14 protein-coding genes are annotated in these 19,091 nt (G+C 31.9%); 7 read left to right on the top strand and 7 right to left on the bottom strand.

Translation table 11 applies throughout. From position 1 onward, the window contains the following. Positions 1 to 96: 96 nt before the first annotated feature. Positions 97 to 1,758: a hypothetical protein gene (locus tag ACH2CG_RS02020; protein ID WP_395061690.1), complete on the top strand. Its 1,662-nt coding sequence runs from the start codon at positions 97 to 99 to the stop codon at positions 1,756 to 1,758. Between the two features lie 220 nt (positions 1,759 to 1,978). Further along, entirely contained in the window at positions 1,979 to 4,759 is a 2,781-nt protein-coding gene (locus ACH2CG_RS02015; RefSeq protein ID WP_395061689.1) for an outer membrane beta-barrel protein, read from the top strand. Positions 4,760 to 4,833: 74 nt separating this feature from the next. Here ACH2CG_RS02015 and ACH2CG_RS02010 read toward each other — a convergent pair whose 3' ends face one another. Further along, positions 4,834 to 6,378, bottom strand: a complete 1,545-nt coding sequence (locus tag ACH2CG_RS02010; RefSeq protein WP_395061687.1) for a hypothetical protein — start codon at positions 6,376 to 6,378, stop codon at positions 4,834 to 4,836. 154 nt (positions 6,379 to 6,532) lie between these two features. Between ACH2CG_RS02010 and ACH2CG_RS02005 the strand changes: the two genes are divergently transcribed. The 4 genes from ACH2CG_RS02005 (at position 6,533) to leuB (ending at position 10,880) form a co-directional block, all read left to right on the top strand. Then, positions 6,533 to 7,699 carry a 2-isopropylmalate synthase gene (locus ACH2CG_RS02005; RefSeq protein ID WP_395061685.1) on the top strand — a complete coding sequence of 389 codons (1,167 nt, stop codon included), beginning with the start codon at positions 6,533 to 6,535 and terminating at the stop codon, positions 7,697 to 7,699. 65 nt (positions 7,700 to 7,764) lie between these two features. After that, positions 7,765 to 9,144, top strand: coding sequence for a 3-isopropylmalate dehydratase large subunit (gene leuC, locus ACH2CG_RS02000; RefSeq protein ID WP_395061683.1), 1,380 nt, complete (start codon positions 7,765 to 7,767; stop codon positions 9,142 to 9,144). A 4-nt stretch (positions 9,145 to 9,148) separates the two neighbouring features. Continuing rightward, entirely contained in the window at positions 9,149 to 9,748 is a 600-nt protein-coding gene (gene leuD / locus ACH2CG_RS01995; protein WP_395061681.1) for a 3-isopropylmalate dehydratase small subunit, read from the top strand. Between the two features lie 13 nt (positions 9,749 to 9,761). After that, positions 9,762 to 10,880 (top strand): 3-isopropylmalate dehydrogenase, encoded by a 1,119-nt coding sequence (gene leuB / locus ACH2CG_RS01990; RefSeq protein ID WP_395061679.1) that lies wholly within the window; start codon positions 9,762 to 9,764, stop codon positions 10,878 to 10,880. 140 nt (positions 10,881 to 11,020) lie between these two features. On the opposite strand, the gene ACH2CG_RS01985 is transcribed toward leuB, so the two are convergent. The 5 genes from ACH2CG_RS01985 to ACH2CG_RS01965 form a co-directional block, all read right to left on the bottom strand. Further along, positions 11,021 to 11,836: a TPM domain-containing protein gene (locus ACH2CG_RS01985; protein WP_395061677.1), complete on the bottom strand. Its 816-nt coding sequence runs from the start codon at positions 11,834 to 11,836 to the stop codon at positions 11,021 to 11,023. Between the two features lie 3 nt (positions 11,837 to 11,839). After that, complete coding sequence (locus ACH2CG_RS01980; protein WP_395061676.1) at positions 11,840 to 12,277, bottom strand: TPM domain-containing protein; 438 nt, start codon at positions 12,275 to 12,277, stop codon at positions 11,840 to 11,842. Then, on the bottom strand, positions 12,277 to 12,876 hold the full coding sequence (locus tag ACH2CG_RS01975) for a LemA family protein (RefSeq protein WP_395061674.1): 600 nt from the start codon (positions 12,874 to 12,876) through the stop codon (positions 12,277 to 12,279). Before ACH2CG_RS01975 ends, ACH2CG_RS01980 begins: the two co-directional genes overlap by 1 nt. A gap of 94 nt (positions 12,877 to 12,970) precedes the next feature. After that, complete coding sequence (locus ACH2CG_RS01970; protein ID WP_395061672.1) at positions 12,971 to 13,303, bottom strand: MerR family transcriptional regulator; 333 nt, start codon at positions 13,301 to 13,303, stop codon at positions 12,971 to 12,973. Between the two features lie 78 nt (positions 13,304 to 13,381). Continuing rightward, positions 13,382 to 14,359 carry a M23 family metallopeptidase gene (locus tag ACH2CG_RS01965; protein WP_395061670.1) on the bottom strand — a complete coding sequence of 326 codons (978 nt, stop codon included), beginning with the start codon at positions 14,357 to 14,359 and terminating at the stop codon, positions 13,382 to 13,384. Between the two features lie 240 nt (positions 14,360 to 14,599). On the opposite strand from ACH2CG_RS01965, the gene alaS reads away from it, so the two are divergent. Then, positions 14,600 to 17,236 (top strand): alanine--tRNA ligase, encoded by a 2,637-nt coding sequence (gene alaS / locus ACH2CG_RS01960; RefSeq protein WP_395061668.1) that lies wholly within the window; start codon positions 14,600 to 14,602, stop codon positions 17,234 to 17,236. A gap of 81 nt (positions 17,237 to 17,317) precedes the next feature. Here alaS and ACH2CG_RS01955 read toward each other — a convergent pair whose 3' ends face one another. Further along, positions 17,318 to 19,063 (bottom strand): ABC transporter ATP-binding protein, encoded by a 1,746-nt coding sequence (locus tag ACH2CG_RS01955; protein WP_395061666.1) that lies wholly within the window; start codon positions 19,061 to 19,063, stop codon positions 17,318 to 17,320. Between the last annotated feature and the right edge of the window lie 28 nt (positions 19,064 to 19,091).

The raw sequence follows: 19,091 nt of genomic DNA, 5'->3' as shown, positions 1-19,091 counted from the left end.
AATAATTTCACAATCTGGACTCGCTCCAATAAGAGAGCCAAGTACAGACATTAGAATTAGAAATCAAATAGAAACAAAGAAATAAATTATAATAAGATGAGCAAATTTAAAATTTTTAGTATTGCTTTATTAGCTTCTGCAGCAGTTACTCAAGCACAAGACTTGGATCAAGCGAAAAAAGCTATTGATGCCGAACAGTACGAAAAAGCAAAATCAATGTTGAAGGGTATTATCCAAGCAAAAAGCAATGGTAAAGCATCATTTCTTTTAGGAAATATATATTTGACACAAAGTATAGAAGATTCAGCCAAAATATCTTTTGATAAAGGATTGGCATCAGGTGATGGAGCAAAATTTAATTCTATTGGTCTTGGCCAAATGGATTTAAATAAAGGCGATGTAGCTGGAGCTAAAGCTAAATTTGATTTAGCAATGAAAGACGCCAAGAAAAAAGACGTTGAAGAATATATTTATGTGGCTAAAGCATACATAAATGCAGAAAAACCAGACTATAAAAGTGCTATTGCAGTTTTAGAAAAAGCCAAAGCTGCCAATCCAACAGATGCACAAATTTTATTGACGCTAGGAGATGCTTTTTATGGTGATAAAAACCAAAACGAAGCTTATTCTGCCTATAGAAGTGCTTATGCAACAGATAATTCTTTGATTAGAGCTAAAATGCAATTGGGTGTTTTATTAAAAGGTGCTAAAGCATACAGCGAAGCCATAAAAGCCTATGATGAAGTTCTTGCTTTAAACCCAAATTATGGTCCAGTTCATAGAGAATTAGCAGAAACTTACTATTTGTGGGCTAATAATAAAACTTCTACTTATACAGAAAATATTAAAAGGGCTTTAGATAGTTACGAAAAATATCTTAGCCTTACTGACTATTCTTTGTCTTCTCGTATGCGTCATGCCGATTTCTTAATCTTGGCTAAAGATTATGTATCGTTAGAAGCAGAAGCTAATGAAATGAAGAAGTTGGATAAAGTCAATCCGCGTATTTTACGTTATTTGGGATATTCTGCTTACGAAAATGGAAATGCCGATGCTGCTATTGCTGCTCTTAATGAATTTATTAATAAAGGAACTAATAAATTAATTGCCGGCGATTACTACTACCTTGGCTTGTCAATGATTAAGAAATCTATTGGTGCTGATGGTAAAACTGTTGATGTTGCTTTACTAAACTCTGGAACTACAGAAATTAAAAAAGCAGTAACTATGGAACCAACTTTGGCTAATTTATTGAACGAAATTGCTAAAAAATATTTTACTCAAAAAAATTATGATGTAGCAGGTGCATTATTTGAAATTGCTATAACTAATCCTAGTTCTAAAAACTTTCTTGAGGATAATATTTATTACGGACTTTCTGTATATACAATCAATAGAGGAAAAGATGCTAAAACAATTGATAATGTAAGTTTAGATAAAGCAGACAAAGCAATTGATAATGTCATTTTAGCAACACCAAATTATCAAGAAGCTTACTTGTATAAAGCAAGAATAAACAGCTCTTTAGAAAAAGATGATGTAATGGCAACCAATTATCAAAAGTACATAGACATAGTTTCTGCTAAAGGCGATGAAGAAATCACCAAGAATAAAGCAAAACTTACAGAGTCTTATAATAATATTGCCTCTTTTTATGCAAACACAGATAAGGTAAAAGCTAAAGAATATTTTAATAAAACTTTAGCCCTTGACCCAACTAATAGCTTTGCAACTGAGTCATTGAAGGTTTTAAAATGAGGAGCAGAGATAATTCCTGAAACTCCAATTAAAACCACACCAGCAAAAAAAGTGGTTAAGAAAAATAAAAAGAAAAAATAAATAAAACTCGTCTAGATTTACTACTAGACGAGTTTTTTTATTTAAATAATTATGTTAAAGTTTGTAAGAAATTTATTCTTTTAAATAATAAAATATAAAATTTGTAGTTATAATATTAATCAAAAAATAAATCCAATTTATGCCAAAATTTTATACTACTTTAGTCTTATTCCTTTTTTGTTCTATCTCTTTTGCACAAAATGTTTTTTCTTTAAAAGGAAAAATTATCGATGAATCTACAAATCTTCCTATCGAATCTGCTACGGTTTACTTATCTTCAGTAAAAGATTCTTCTGTTGTTGACTACACAATTACAGATAAATTTGGAAAGTTTGACTTTAAAATTAAGAAAATTGATAAGCCTCTTTATCTAAAAGTTTCTTTTGTAACTTATACAGATTATAAGATTAATTTGCAATCTATAAATGCTGATAAAGATTTTGGTATTTTAATGTTGAAACCAGCAATTAATAATCTAGATGAAGTAGTTGTAAAAAGTGAAGCGCCACCAATAAGAATTAAAAAAGACACTTTAGAATTTAACGTTTCATCGTTTAAAGTTCGTCCAGATGCCAATGTGGAAACTCTTTTAAAACAATTGCCTGGAGTTGAAATTGATGCAGAAGGTAAAATAACGGTAAACGGAAAAGAAGTTAACCAAATTCTTGTTAACGGTAAGCCTTTTTTTGATAAAGATGGAAAAATAGCATTGCAAAATTTGCCGTCCGACATCATTAATAAAGTGCAAGTTACAGATACTAAAACTAAAAAAGAAGAGCAAACCGGAGCTGCTTCTAGCTCAAATAATGCCAGTATAAATTTGACAATCGATGAAGATAAAAATAAAGGATTCTTCGGAAAATTTATGGGCGGTTATGGTTCAGATAAAAGGTATGAAAGTAGTATGTTAATTAATTATTTCAAAAATAAAAGAAAAATAAGTGTTCTCGCATCTTCCAATAATATAAATTCTACTGGATTTTCTATGGATGAAGTTTTTGATAATATGGGCGGTGGAAGAAATAGAAGTGTTTGGTTCGATGATAATGGTACTTTTGGAATTAACGGAAGAAGGTTTGGAAGCGGAACAGGAATTACACAATCAAATTTAGTAGGAATTAACTATTCTGACGAATGGATTAAAGATTCTGAAGCATCTGCGAGCTATTTTTATTCGGGTGCAACTACCAAAAATAATAATAGAACTAATTTAACAAATTTTTTACCTTCTGGAAATTTTACTACAAATTCAAATTCAAGTTTAAACGAAGATCGTTATGTGCACAGTATGACGTCGGTTTTTGAATATAAAATAGACACCACTGCTTCTATAACCATTGAGCCCAACTTTGTGAAATCTAATAGTAGAAACAAAAATATTTCATCTCAATCATCATTTGATGCTACAAATGCTATGCTAAATCAAAGTGATTCTGATACATTCAATGAAAATAATTCTAATAGTTTTACCAACACTCTGTCTTTTACAAAATCATTTAAGAGAAAAGGTAAATATTTTAGTTTGGTTTTTGAAAACGAAAATACCACGACTAAAGTAGATGAATATATAAAATCTAAAACTATTTTTTATCAAGATTTATTGCCCGATGATACTCGTGATCAATTCAATAATTCGAAGAATATAAATGCCAATTATAGAACAGAACTTGAGTTTTTTCAGCCAATCACCGATTCGCTTAACGTAAAATTAGGATTAGAATATAAACAAGAAAGTAATAAAGACACCAAAGAATCTTTCGATTTTAATAATACGTCACAATCATATTCTGTTTTTAATGATGAATTGTCTAATGTTTTCAATTCTCTTGAAAAAACAGTTTCGCCCAATACAGGCATTTCATACAATAGTAAAAAGATGAATTTTTCACTAAATGCAGGAACAACAATAATCAATTTTGAAAATGATGTAGATTATTTAAATGTGAAAACCTCGCTCAATAAAGATTATGTTTTGCCCTATATCAATGCTTATGGTGGTTATCGTTTTTCAAAAACTAAAAATCTTTGGATAAACTATAATTATACCTACAGTCTTCCCACTGCTAAACAAGTTTTGCCTGTAGAAAACCTAGCCAATCCGTTGAATACTTTTATAGGAAATCCAAATTTAGATTTAAATAAAAATCATGGACTTTATTTTTCATATAGAGATTTTGATTATGCAACTCGTTCAGGATATGGCGTTTACTCTGGAGGAAATTTTTATGATAACCAAATTGTGTTTTCTGTGACCTATGATGATAATAGAAAAAGAACTTCAACTTATGAAAACGTTTCGGGAACTTATACTTCTTGGCTTGGCGTATATTGGAATAAAACAATAAAAAAAGGAGCACACAAGTTTAGATATGAATTGCGTGTAAATAATAATTTTGGACTCTCTAAAGGGTTTACCGATGGACTATTGTACAATGCAAAGACCTATAGTTTCTCTCCTAGAATCAATTTTAGTTATGATTATGGCGAATTAATAACTATAAATCCTTCATATAATTACTCCTACAACAACACTAATTATAGTAATTATGTCATTGAATCAGCTTCCAATTTTACGCATAAATTTAACATACAAGTTACCAACTATTGGCCCAAAAAATGGACATTCGGAAACGATTTTGGATATACTTACAACTCTAATATCGACGATGGTTTCAAGAAAGATTTCTATCTATGGAACACCAGTTTATCTTATAGTTTCTTTGATAAAAAATTAATGGCTAAAGTAAAAGTTTATGATCTTTTAAATCAGAATCAAAGTGCTACAAGAACCATTAGCGCAACATCAATAAGAGATGAAGAAAATGTAGTACTTAAGCGTTATGTAATGTTTTCATTAACATACAAGCTTGAAAAATTTGCCGGAAAAGAAAAAAAATCGGGTGGAATGATGTGGAATTAAAATAACCATATCTTTTCAATAAAACTCGTTTAAAAATATTTAAACGAGTTTTTTTATAACTTATGATTTAAAATTTATCGAATAAGTTTTTTTGCTTTTTCTTGAATAATCATGGCAACTGGCTTATTCTCAATTTTACTCTCTAACCACGATATAATGTCCAAATATAAAAAAGCTCTTTTTTCATAAGGATGATCTTCAAATTGTATAAGGCGTGCATGAAGTTTCTTGAATTCCGATTTAATTTGGTGTGGATAAATTGTTCCCAAATTCTTTAAAAACTTTATCATTTCTCGTTGAACTTCGTGTAAATCATTCATTTTTATTAAAAATTTGTACGTGCTTTTTAACTGAAGTTCAAGATGATAATCTAATGAAGCGTCATAGTGTGCTACCAAACTTAAAACTCTAGAAAAACACATTAAATCTTCGCGCATTACCAAGTTTTTATTGTCAATGATCTTCTTTAAATAGTCTATGCATTTAATATTGTTGCCCATTCCAAAATACAAACAAGCAATTTTATAATAAAAAACCATTACGTGATGTTCGTCAATTCTATCCTTATTTTCTTTTAATTTTTTTAAGGTTTCATCTACTAAATATAATCCACCTTCAAAATTTCCTTCTAAAAAGTGCAGGTTAAATTGCGTTCCATAATTGCACAAAAAATACAACGAACTTAAATTATCATTTTTAGGAAAAAGATCTGATGTAACATTAATATTAAACATTACTAATGTTTTTTTTAAATACGATTGATGCTTTATTAAATACAAACACTCTAATAAATAGGTAGTTCCTTTAATATACCATACAGGATTTAAATTGATCATCTGCGGATTTTCATAAAATAAATCAACCCATTTTCTAGAATATTTATAGCATGATAAAAAATCTTGAATTAAAAAACTGTGCCACAAATGTGCTTTATAAAGCCAAAGTTTTTCTCTAAATCCTAACGTTTCAAATGCATATTTTGGCATTTGTTTATTAAAGTATTTAGTGATTTCTTGCAACTCATAATCGCTTTTGGCATAGCCAGTTTTTAGCATAATATTATAAAGTTGCAAAGACAAGTTAGAAAGTTTGCTCGCAATAACATTTTGTCTACTAAGTTCTTTGGCCTGAATTGCCAGCGAATTTGCACGATCACCAATACTTCTTGTAATGTACTGCGATTCTATAATTTTTTCTAATTCTACAATTTCAAATGCAATATTTTTTTCCTCTTGCTCAATGGCAATTTGCTTGGTTTTGTCTAATATTTTTAAACTCTGCTTGTACAATCCTTTGTGGTACAATATGGTAGCAAAATCAAGTTGCTCTCTTATTTGAATTCTAATGTTTTGATTTACAGGATTCATTCTCAAACTAATCAAAATTTGCTTGTATAAATGCGCTTTCAAATTGGAAATTTGCATCTTAGAAACAATTTTACTTTTTAAAATATCTTCTTCATTATACTCTTTCATTTTTTCCAAATGAGTGAAAAGCATTAAAAATTTGGCATCTGTATTATCACCCAATCGATGCACGTAAAGCTTGAATTGTCTTTTTTCAGACTTCGATAGCGACTGAATCAATACAAATAAATTATCTTTTATTGGGTTTGCCATTGTAAATTTTTTGTTTTAAATATATGAAAATCAATATATTAAAATTGTTTTTGTTTTTTTTAGTATCGTAAAGTATGATTTTTAATTCATGCCGTTTACTTGTGCAAAGTATAAATTCGTATTGACAAACTAAAATTATGTTTGATAATTAATTATGGATCATCAAAAAGTACAAATATTTGACACCACTTTACGTGATGGAGAACAAGTTCCAGGTTGCCGATTAAATACAAGTCAAAAAGTAATAATTGCACAACGATTGGACGAAATGGGTGTAGATATCATAGAAGCTGGTTTTCCAATATCTAGTCCAGGTGATTTTGAATCGGTCAAAGCAATTGCTAAAATTATAAATAATGCTTCGGTTTGTGCTCTTACTCGTGCCGTAAAAGAAGATATTGAAGTTGCTGCAAAGGCATTAAAATATGCAAAAAAGCCAAGAATTCACACCGGTATTGGAACGTCAGATTCGCACATAAAATATAAATTTAATGCAACGCAATCAGAAATTATTGAACGTGCTGCAGAAGCCATTTTCTTCGCCAAAACATTTGTTGACGATATAGAATTTTATGCCGAAGATGCAGGAAGAACAGACAATGAATTTTTAGCTAAAGTATGTTCAGAAGCTGTAAAAGCTGGTGCAACAGTTTTAAATATTCCAGACACAACTGGTTATTGTTTGCCAGACGAATATGGTGCGAAAATTAAATATTTAAAAGAAAATGTTATTGGTATAGACAATGTAATCCTATCTTGTCATTGCCATAACGATTTGGGCTTGGCAACTGCAAACTCAATTGCTGGCGTAATAAATGGAGTTAGACAAATAGAATGTACCATAAACGGAATAGGAGAACGTGCAGGAAATACCTCTCTTGAAGAAGTCGTCATGATTTTAAGACAACATCCCAACTTGGGGTTTGATACCAATATTAATTCAAGATTGCTATACGATACCAGCAGATTAGTATCGGAAAGTATGGGAATGATTGTGCAACCTAATAAAGCTATTGTTGGTGCAAATGCATTTGCTCACAGCTCTGGAATTCATCAAGATGGAATGATAAAAAATCGTTCTACTTATGAAATAATTGATCCTAATGAAGTTGGTGTGACCGAATCTGCAATTGTTTTAACTGCAAGAAGTGGTCGTGCAGCATTGGCATACCGAGCCAAAAAAATTGGATATGAATTGACAAAATTACAATTGGATATAGTGTATTTAGAGTTTTTGAAATTGGCCGACAAGAAAAAAATTGTCTTAGATAACGATGTTCATCAAATAGTGAAATGGAGTAATATTGAAATTTTAGCTTAATATGAAATTGATATTTAAAATTGCAAATAGTACAACAGAGAACACTAAAAAGCACTAAAACCACTATGAAAAACAAAACATTATTTGATAAAGTTTGGGATAATCATGTTGTTACACATGTTCCAAACGGTCCAGAAGTATTATATATTGATAGCCATTTAATTCATGAAGTTACAAGTCCACAGGCTTTCGCCGAATTGGAGCAGAGAAATATTCCGGTTTTTAGACCCAATCAAATTGTAGCTACTGCCGATCATAATGTGGCAACAATTGACCAACATTTGCCTATAAAAGATGAATTGGCTAGAAATCAGATAGAACAACTTACCATAAATTGTATTAAAAATAATATTACACTTTATGGTCTAGGGCATCACTATCAAGGAATTGTTCACGTTATTGCTCCTGAATTAGGAATTACACAACCCGGAATGACCATTGTTTGCGGCGACAGTCACACTTCTACTCATGGCGCTTTTGGCTCAATAGCTTTCGGTATTGGGACCAGTCAAGTTGCACAAGTATTTGCAAGTCAGTGTCTTTTGTTAAACAAGCCAAAAAGTCTTCGGGTAAATGTAAATGGTAAATTGGCCAAAAATGTTTCTCCTAAAGATATTATTTTATACATAATTTCAAAGATAGGAACCAACTCAGGAACAGGATATTTTTGTGAATATGCCGGAAATATTTTTAGAGAAATGTCAATGGAAGGAAGGATGACCGTCTGTAATATGAGTATTGAAATGGGTGCAAGAGGCGGAATGATTGCGCCAGATGAAGTAACATTTAAGTATATAAAAGATAAAGAATTTGCTCCAAAAGGTGAAGAATTAGAAGAAAAAATTAAATTTTGGAAGACATTGCCAACCGACGAAGGTGCTGTCTTTGACCAAGAATATTCTTTTAATGCAGCAGATATTGCACCAATGATAACCTATGGTACCAATCCTGGAATGGGAATTAAAATTACAGAAAATATCCCTACTACTAACGACGCATCTTTTGAAAAAGCATTAGAATATATGGGTTTTAATAAAGGTGAATCACTAATTAACAAACCCATAAATTACGTTTTTATAGGAAGTTGCACCAACTCTAGAATTGAAGATTTTAGAACCGTTGCCAAGTACATAAACGGAAAACAAAAAGCCGATAATATTCATGCTTTGATTGTTCCAGGATCGCAACAAGTGGCAAAACAAATTCAAGAGGAAGGTTTAAATAAAATTTTTGAAGCTGCTGGTTTCCAAATTAGGCAACCCGGATGTTCTGCTTGTTTGGCCATGAATGATGATAAAGTTCCTGCTGGCGAATATTGTGTTTCTACTTCAAATCGAAATTTTGAAGGACGTCAAGGACAAGGTTCTAGAACTATTTTAGCAAGTCCACTAGTAGCTGCGGCAACAGCAATTGCTGGAAAAATTATCGATATTTCACAAAATTAAAATTATGGAAAAATTCACTAAACTCACTTCAACGGCAGTTCTGTTGCCAATTGAAAATATTGATACTGATCAAATAATTCCTGCTCGTTTTTTAAAAGTTACAGATAAAATTGGTTTTGGAAATCATCTATTCAAAGATTGGCGATTTGACGAAAATAATGAACCCATTGCTTCGTTTGCATTAAATAATAAGATTTTTTCTGGAAGCATTTTAGTAGCCGGAGACAATTTTGGTTGCGGAAGCAGTCGCGAACATGCTGCTTGGGCATTAACAGATTATGGTTTTAAAGTTATAGTTTCAAGCTACTTTGCCGATATTTTTAAAGGAAATGCATTAAATAATGGCTTGTTACCAATTGTTGTTTCAGCAGATTTTCTACAAAAGATATTTTCTGCAATTAATGAAAATCCTATTATAAAATTAGTAGTTAATCTTGAAAGTCAAACAATAAGTTTAGAGAATACTAAAGAACAAGCAAGTTTTGAAATTGATGCCTACAAGAAAATATGCATGATAAACGGATTTGATGATATTGATTTTTTAATTAGTCAAAAAACGGAAATAGAGAAATTTGAAACAACGAACAAATTAGTATTAAAATAGTAATAAGTTACAAATGAATATAAAAATAGCACTATTAAACGGCGATGGAATTGGTCCAGAAGTGAACAAACAAGCAGTGAAAGTATTGCAAGCTGTGGCTAAAGTTTTCAATCATCAATTTGAATTTAAAGAAGCATTGGTTGGGGCAATTGCTATAGATGAAACAGGAAATCCTTTACCAGATGCGACTTTAGAAATTTGTAAAGCTTCTGATGCCGTACTTTTTGGCGCCATTGGTGATCCAAAATACGACAACGATCCTTCGGCAAAAGTACGACCAGAACAAGGCTTGCTAAAACTTAGAAAAGAACTTGGATTGTTTGCTAACATCCGACCTATAAAAGCTTACAAGACATTATTAGACAATTCACCTTTGAAAAAAAGTATAATTGAAGGTGTAGATATGGTAATTTTTAGAGAGTTGACAGGCGGAATTTATTTTGGAGAAAAAACAATTAGTAGCGATGGTAAAACAGCATCCGATCTTTGTGAATATTCAGATTATGAAATAGAGCGAGTGGCACATTTGGCATTTCAGTCGGCAATGAAACGCAACAAGAAGTTGACTTTGGTTGATAAAGCCAATGTATTAGAAACTTCAAGATTGTGGCGTAAAGTAGTTACTGAAATTTCTAAATCCTATCCAAACGTGGTTTTAGATTTTCTATTTGTAGATAATGCAGCAATGCAAATGATTTTAAATCCGAAACAATTTGACGTTATTGTAACCGAAAATATGTTTGGCGATATTATTTCAGACGAAGGAAGTGTCATTGGAGGTTCGATTGGTCTGTTGGCTTCGGCATCTATTGGTTTAGACAAAGCTTTATTTGAGCCAATTCATGGTTCTTATCCTCAAGGAAAAGGGAAAAATATAGCCAATCCTGTTGCTGCAATACTAAGTGCTTCAATGTTACTAGATCATTTTGGATTAACAATTGAGGCAGAAGCAGTACGATTTGCAGTTGAAGCAACAATAGAAAATAATATTGTTACTCCAGATTTAAATGCGGTTCGAAACTTTGGAACAGATTATGTTGGTGATACAATTGCAAATGTAATTTTGAATAAATCAGCATTGAATTCTAGTAATCAAGACAATATAAATTTCGGAAAGTCAGTTTTGATCTAATTTAATTTTTCTTTGAATCATTATTTCATTGCTTTAAAACCAAAATGCCCTTCAATTGAAAGGCATTTTGGTTTTATATTTAATAATTTTCTATTGATAAAAGTATATATAATTTTGAACACTAAAAACGGACAATAGAATTACCAACTACCGCCAGCACCACCGCCAGAAAATCCGCCACCACCAAATCCACCACCAAATCCACCACCACCGGAAGAACCACCAAAACTGCCACCGCCAAATCCGCCACCACTGCTTCTTCCCATATTACTAAGAATAATCATGTCAAGTAAACTTGGACCGCCAGAATTATTGCCAGAGTTGCCTCCTTTATTTCTAGATATAATTGAAATGATGACAATAAAAATTATTATAAATATTAAAATTGGTAGTATTCCTCCATCATTTTTATCAGAAACTCGCGTGCCTTTATATTTTCCTTTTAGAACTTCAAATATAGCATCGGCACCTTTATTTAAACCATTATAATAACTTCCAGCTTTAAACTCAGGAATGATAATATCTCTAATAATTTGACCATTTATTGCAGCAATCAATCTGTCTTCAACTCCATATCCTGGTGCAATCCATATTTTTCGTTCCTCTTTAGCTAAAAGAATGAAAACGCCATTATCTTGTTTGGCTTGACCAATTCCCCAAGTATGACCCCATTTTGGAGCTAAAATTCCAATATCTTCACCTTTTATATTGTCAACTGTTACAACCACAATTTGTGTAGTAGTAGAATCAGAATATTTTATTAGTTTTTGCTCTAATTGTGATTTTTCAGAGGCGCTTAAAAGATTGGCATAATCGTAAACTGAGGTTTGAAAATCGGGTTTTGGCGGAATTGTAAATTGTGAAAAGCTAAAGTTAGTGCCAACAAAAAATGAAATCAAAAGTGCGAAATGAAAAAACCAGTTGGATTTTGGATTTTTAAAATTTGGATTTTTCATAATTTATCCTTTTGATATTTCGTTAGAAAGTTCGTTAATATCATCATCTTGATACGGAAAATGGTGTTTTAATTGTTCTCCAGCATTAATAATTCCTTCAACCAATGCTTGCTTGTTATTGCCATTTTTAAAATGATTTAACATAATATCTTTGGTACTGTTCCAGAAATCATCGGTTACTTTTTCATTAATTCCTTTGTCGCCATAAATTGCAAATTGTTTACTTTTTACAGCTACATAAATGATAACGCCATTGCTGTCTTTGGTATTTTCCATTTTTAGCATATTGAAAACTTCCACTGCTCTATCAATAGGAGCAATGGATGTCTCTTTTTCTAAATGCACACGAATTTCACCCGATGTGTTTTCTTCTGCAACACGAATAGCTTCTATAATCTCTTCTTCGTCAGATTTAGATAAAAAATCTTCTACTTTAGACATTATTTTGCTTCTTTTTTGTCGAAATTAAATTCTACATTTGGAGCTTTCTCAGCACCTTCAACCGATTTGAAAAATGCTTTTTCTTTAAATCCAAATACACCTGCAAACATACTGTTTGGAAACGTTTTGATATGGGTATTGTAAGGTTTTACAGCTTCGTTAAAACGAGTTCTAGCCGTAAGAATTTGATTTTCTGTACTAGTAAGTTCATTTTGTAAGTTCAAGAAACCTTGATTAGCTTGTAAACTTGGGTAGCTTTCTACAGTAACCAATAATCTAGAAAGCGCACTTTGATTTTGACTGAATTTCTCCAACTGTTCTGGAGTAACATTGCTAGGGTCAATAACTGTTTTTGTAGCATTTGCTCTAGCTTGAATTACTGCTTCCAAGGTTCCTTTTTCATATTCAGCTGCACCTTGAACGGTTTTTACTAAATTAACAATCAAATCATTTCTTCTTTGGTAAGAGGTTTCAACATTTCCCCAAGCTTCTTCAACATCTTGATTTAATGTTACTGCCGTATTATTAATTCCTTTAAACCACGTGTATCCTATTAAGACTACAACAGCTAAGATTATCCAAGGCAAAAATTTTCTCATAATTTCTAGTTTTTTAATCTGAATTTATTTCAGATTCTGTTAATAATTAATTTGTATTATTGTTTATTGATTTACTGTTGTGCAAAAATCATTCCTAAAGATGATTTTTTATATTAGTTAATTCGGCTTTAATTCCTTCCAATTTAGAAATAATATCAAATTTATCAAGGGTTTTTTTCTGACTTTCTTTCAAATGGGTTTTCGCACCTTCCAAAGTAAATCCGCGTTCCTTTACCAAATGATAAATCAATTGTAAATTTTTTACATCTTCTTGGGTAAACATTCGATTTCCTTTAGCATTTTTCTTTGGTTTCAAGATGTCAAATTCCTTGTCCCAAAAACGAATTAGCGATGCATTCACGCCAAACGCCTCGGCAACTTCGCCAATACTAAAATATAATTTGTCTTTAGATAATTCTATGTGCATAAGTTTTAAATTCCAAATTAATAAATTCCAAATTCCAATTTGATTTTCTTTTTAATTGACTTCAAAAATCCTCAATCGTTAATCTAATGATTGATTTTCTTGATTCGCTATTTTTGATATGGCAACATATTCCGCAGCCGAAATATTTCCGTAATAAAAATTAATTGGATTCACCACTTTTCCATCTTTATGAACTTCATAATGCAAATGTGGTGCTTCACTTCGTCCTGTACTTCCTACATAACCAATAATATCTCCGCGTTTTACTCTTTGACCAGCGCGAACTTTATACTTGCTCAAATGTCCATATAAAGTTAAATATCCAAATCCGTGTGTAATTTCAATATGATTTCCATAACCCGAAAGTGAATTGTCTGCATTTTTAACAACGCCATCGCCAGTGGCATAAATTGGTGTTCCTGTTGCAGCCGTAAAATCCATTCCCTCGTGCATTTTTCGTGCTTTAGTAAATGGATCACTTCTGTAGCCAAAACCAGATGCCATGTGTTTCAAATCTTCATTTTTTACCGGCTGAATTGCAGGTACAGCACTCAATAATTTATCTTTTGCTCTAGCCAAAATCAAAATTTCATCCAATGATTTCGATTGAACTGCCAATGCTTTAGAAATTCCATCTACCTTTTGAGAAGTGTTAATCACTAAATCAGAATTGTTAAATCCTTCCAGTTCTTTATATCTATTTCGGTCAATAATTCCTCTTCTTTTCTCCTCGCTAATCGGTGCCGAATTAAAATAAACACGGTACAAATTGTTGTCTCTTTGTTCTAAATCTGACGCTACTTCATCAATATTTTCTACTTTTTTATTCAAAATAGCATAGCGAAGCTTCATATTCTCAATTTCTCGCGCCTGAATCTTATCTTTTGGAGTTTCAAAGTAAGGTGTATTCATCAAAATTACAAAACAAAGAAATCCAAATAACGCCGACGCAATCAAGAATAATAAGGCAAAACCAAATTTTTTTCTCTTTTGCGGACTAATTTTTCGGTAAGCCAAATTTTCCGAGTCGTAATAATACTTAACTTTCTTCGACATTTCTTAAATTATACTATTTTTGCACCAGTTTTAAGAATAACAATGGTTATACGAACAAATTTAAGAAATGTTTCATTCTAAATCTATTTTTTATTTTTTAGAAGCGAAACTTTTGGCATCTTTGTATTCCATGTTCCTGCTCTACGCTATACAAAAGGTATCGCTACGATCAGGGCTAGCTAGTAAACCATAGCAACAAAATATCATTTCATAACATAATTAGTGTCAAAAATAAACACAATGAAATCACAAGACATACGTAAGGCATACCTCAATTTCTTTGAAAGCAAAGGACACTTAATAGTTCCATCGGCACCAATCGTTCTAAAAGACGATCCAACTTTGATGTTCAATAATTCAGGAATGGCGCAGTTCAAAGAATACTTTTTAGGAAATGGAACGCCAAAAAGTAAACGTATAGCCGACACGCAAAAATGTCTTCGTGTTTCGGGAAAACATAACGATCTTGAAGATGTAGGTTTTGATACGTACCATCATACCATGTTTGAAATGCTTGGAAACTGGTCGTTTGGCGATTATTTCAAGAAAGAAGCATTGGATTGGGCTTGGGAATTTTTAACCGAAGTCTTAAAGTTAGACAAAGACCGTTTGTATGTTTCAGTTTTTGAGGGAAATCCTGCCGAAAATGTTGCTTTCGACCAAGAAGCATGGGATATTTGGAAACAATATGTTCCAGAAGACCGAATTATTCTTGGAAATAAAAAAGACAATTTTTGGGAAATGGGCGATCAAGGTCCGTGTGGTCCATGTTCCGAAATTCATATCGATTTAAGAACCGATGCCGAAAGAGCAGCAGTTTCTGGAAGAAGTTTAGTAAATGCCGATCATCCGCAAGTGGTTGAAATCTGGAATAACGTTTTCATGGAATTCAACCGAAAAGCTGATGGAAGTTTAGAAAAATTACCAGCACAACACGTAGATACCGGAATGGGATTTGAGCGTTTGTGCATGGCGATGCAAAATGTAACTTCCAATTATGATACCGATGTTTTTACGCCGCTTGTTGAAAAAGTAGAGCAAATTACAGGATTAAAATACACTTCCAACGATGTTAAAAATGTAAGTGAAGAACAGAACAAAACCAATGTAGCAATTCGTGTAATTGTAGATCACGTTCGTGCAGTAGCTTTCGCTATTGCTGACGGACAATTACCATCCAATACTGGTGCAGGTTATGTTATTCGTAGAATTTTGCGTCGTGCTATTCGTTACGGATTTACATTTTTGAATACCAAAGAACCTTTTATCAATAAATTAGTAGAAGTTTTGGCGAATCAAATGGGCGAATTTTTCCCAGAAATTAAATCACAACAGCAATTGGTTACTAATGTTATTCGTGAAGAAGAAGCTTCGTTTTTAAGAACTTTAGATCAAGGATTACAATTGTTAGATAAAGTAGTTGCAGAAACATCAGGAAAAGAAGTTTCTGGAGCAAAAGTTTTCGAATTATACGATACGTTCGGATTTCCAAAAGATTTGACTGCGTTAATTTTGAAAGAAAAAGGATTTTCGTTTAATGAATCAGATTTCGAATCAGAATTACAAAAACAAAAAACACGTTCTCGTGCAGCTTCCGAAGTTTCAACTGAAGATTGGTCAGTTTTAATTCCAGGAAATGTAGAAACATTTGTTGGTTACGACAAAACGGAAAACGAAGTAAAAATCACAAGAATCCGTAAAGTAGATTCTAAAAAAGATGGAATTTTATACCAAATTGTTTTAGACAACACACCATTTTATCCAGAAGGTGGAGGACAAGTTGGCGATAAAGGAACGCTAGTTTCTGCAAACGAAACGATTGATATTATTGATACTAAGAAAGAAAATAATTTAATATTACATTTTGCAAAACAACTTCCAGAGAATATTGAAGCTGGATTTATAGCCAAAGTAAATACTAATTTAAGAACTTCAATATCCAAAAATCACTCGGCTACACATTTGATGCATTTAGCTTTGAGAAACATTCTTGGAACGCATGTTGAACAGAAAGGATCGTTGGTAAATCCAAATTATTTGCGTTTTGACTTTTCGCATTTTTCTAAAGTTTCTGATGACGAATTGCGTCATGTAGAAGCAAGCGTAAACGCACAAATTGAAGCACAATTGCAATTAGTAGAACACAGAAATATTCCGATAAAAGAAGCATTAGATAAAGGTGCGATGGCTTTGTTTGGTGAAAAATATGGTGATTCGGTTCGTATGATTGAATTTGGCGAAAGCAAAGAACTTTGTGGTGGAATTCATGTGAAAAACACCGCTGAAATTTGGCATTTCAAAATCATTTCTGAAGGAGCAGTTGCCGCAGGAATTCGTCGTATTGAAGCAATTACTGGTAATGCTGTGAAAGATTTTTATCAAAATCAAGAAAATACTTTAGCAGAAATCAAGGGAACTTTGAAAAATCCGCAAGATGTTTTAAAATCTGTAGCTTCATTGCAAGATGATAATGCGAAGTTGAAAAAACAAATTGAGCAATTATTAAAAGAGAAAATCGACGGATTAAAAAATACGTTAGTTGCCGATTTTCAAGAAATAAACGGAATTAACTTTTTGTCAAAACAAGTTGATTTGTCAATGAGTTCGACTAAAGATTTGGCTCAAGCAATTGGAACTTCTAAACCAAATTCGTTTGTGTTTTTAGCTTCAATTGAAGATAATACTCCAAATATTCACTGTTATATTTCAAAAGAATTAGTAGCAGAAAAATCTTTAAACGCTGGAAATGTAATTAGAGAATTAGGAAAATATATTGATGGAAATGGTGGTGGACAACCTTTCTTCGCATCTGGAAAAGGTAAAAATGTAAATGGAATTAAGGATGCTTTGGAGAAAGCTGTTGATTTTGTGAAGTAAAATAAAGTTTTATTTAGGTTAAACCCTGTCAGAGTTCAAAACTCTGATAGGGTTATTGATTTAGAATAATTAAATAAATTCCTACTTTCTCTCCCCAATCTGCTGACGCCACATAGCATAATACAGCCCTTTTTCTTCTAATAAATCCTCATGCTTACCTTGCTCAATAATCTTTCCTTGCTCTAAAACAAAGATTTTATCGGCGTGCATTATTGTTGACAATCGGTGTGCAATTAAAACCGTAATTCTATTGGAATCGGAAATGTTTCTTATGGTTGCATTAATTTCTTCTTCGGTAATCGAATCTAAAGCCGAAGTAGCTTCGTCAAAAATTAATAAATTTGGATTTCTCAATATCGCTCGGGCAATGGATAATCGTTGTTTTTCACCACCAGAAACTTTAATTCCGCCTTCGCCAATGGTAGAATTTAATCCGTCTTCGGCACGTTTTAATAAAGTTTCACAACTGGCGCGATGCAATACATCTAACAATTCTTCATCGGTAGCATTTGGTTTTACAAACAATAAATTCTCGCGAATTGTTCCCGAAAATAACTGAGCATCTTGTGTTACAAATCCTAATTGCTTGCGTAAATCCAACAAATCTACTTCATTAGAATTTATAGAATTGTATAAAACTTCACCTTTTGCAGGCGGATATAATCCTACTAATAATTTAACCAAAGTAGTTTTTCCCGAACCAGACGGACCAACAAAAGCAATAGTTTCACCTTGTTTTATATGAAAACTTATATTTTCTACCGCCGAATGTTTTGCCGTTTTGTGTTTGAAACTAACATTTGAAAAAAGAAGCGATTGAATAGCACCAATATGTTTTGGATTTTTTGGACGAAATTCTTTAGGAGCATTCAATAAAATCTTGAAATTTTCCATTGAAACTTTTGTCTCATTAAGCGCAATTATAAAATTTCCTAATTCTTGTAACGGACCAAAAATAAAGAATGTAAAGAAAACCATTGTCAATAAATCACCAATAATAATTTTTCCTCCAAACAAGAAATAGTACAAAGTAAAGACGACACAAGTTCTTAAAAAATGCACTGTTGTACCTTGAATAAAACTCAAACTTCTAATAAATCGAATTTTTTGTAGTTCCAATTGCAAAATTTTAAACGTGTTTAAGTTCAATCGTTTTTCTTCTTGATAGGTCAATCCCAGACTTTTTACAAGCTCAATATTTCTTAAACTTTCGGTAGTAGAGCCAGCCAAAGCATTAGTTTGATTAACGATTTTTCTAGAAACAACTTTTATTTTTTTACCCAAATAAGAACTTATTAAAGCAATAATTGGTGCCGTTATTAAAAATATAATCGAAATGCGGTAATCAATTCTAGAAACATAAATTATTACAAATATAAACCCGATGACAGTTTGGAAAATTAAAGATATTGAAAGCGTAATCAATTTCTCCGAATCTGAACGTACTTTGGTCAATTTAGATAATGTTTCGCCACTTCTTTGATCTTCAAATTCTTCAAATGGTAAATCGAGCGATTTTTTAATTCCGTCTGTGTACATCTGTGCGCCAGTTCGTTGAATCACGATATTAGTAAAGTAATCTTGAAAATTTTTTGTAACTCTAGAAACCATTGCGGCACCAAGCGAAAGACTAAGCCAAAAGCCCAATGTTTTAATAAATTGGAGTTTATTACCATTAAATTTTGCAATTTCCACACCACAATGTTGCATTAATTTTCCGGTAATAACAGAGTCAGAAAGACTAAAACAAATGTTTATAGCTGCCATTATTAAGGCAAAAAACAGTAATGTTTTATGTTGTTTTAAGTAAGAATATAGAAGATTCATTTTTTCAATTTGATTTTAAGGAAATGCA

It is taken from the genome of Flavobacterium sp., from assembly GCF_043778725.1.
GTDB lineage: Bacteria > Bacteroidota > Bacteroidia > Flavobacteriales > Flavobacteriaceae > Flavobacterium.
This window is presented reverse-complemented; position numbering and strand designations above follow the sequence as displayed.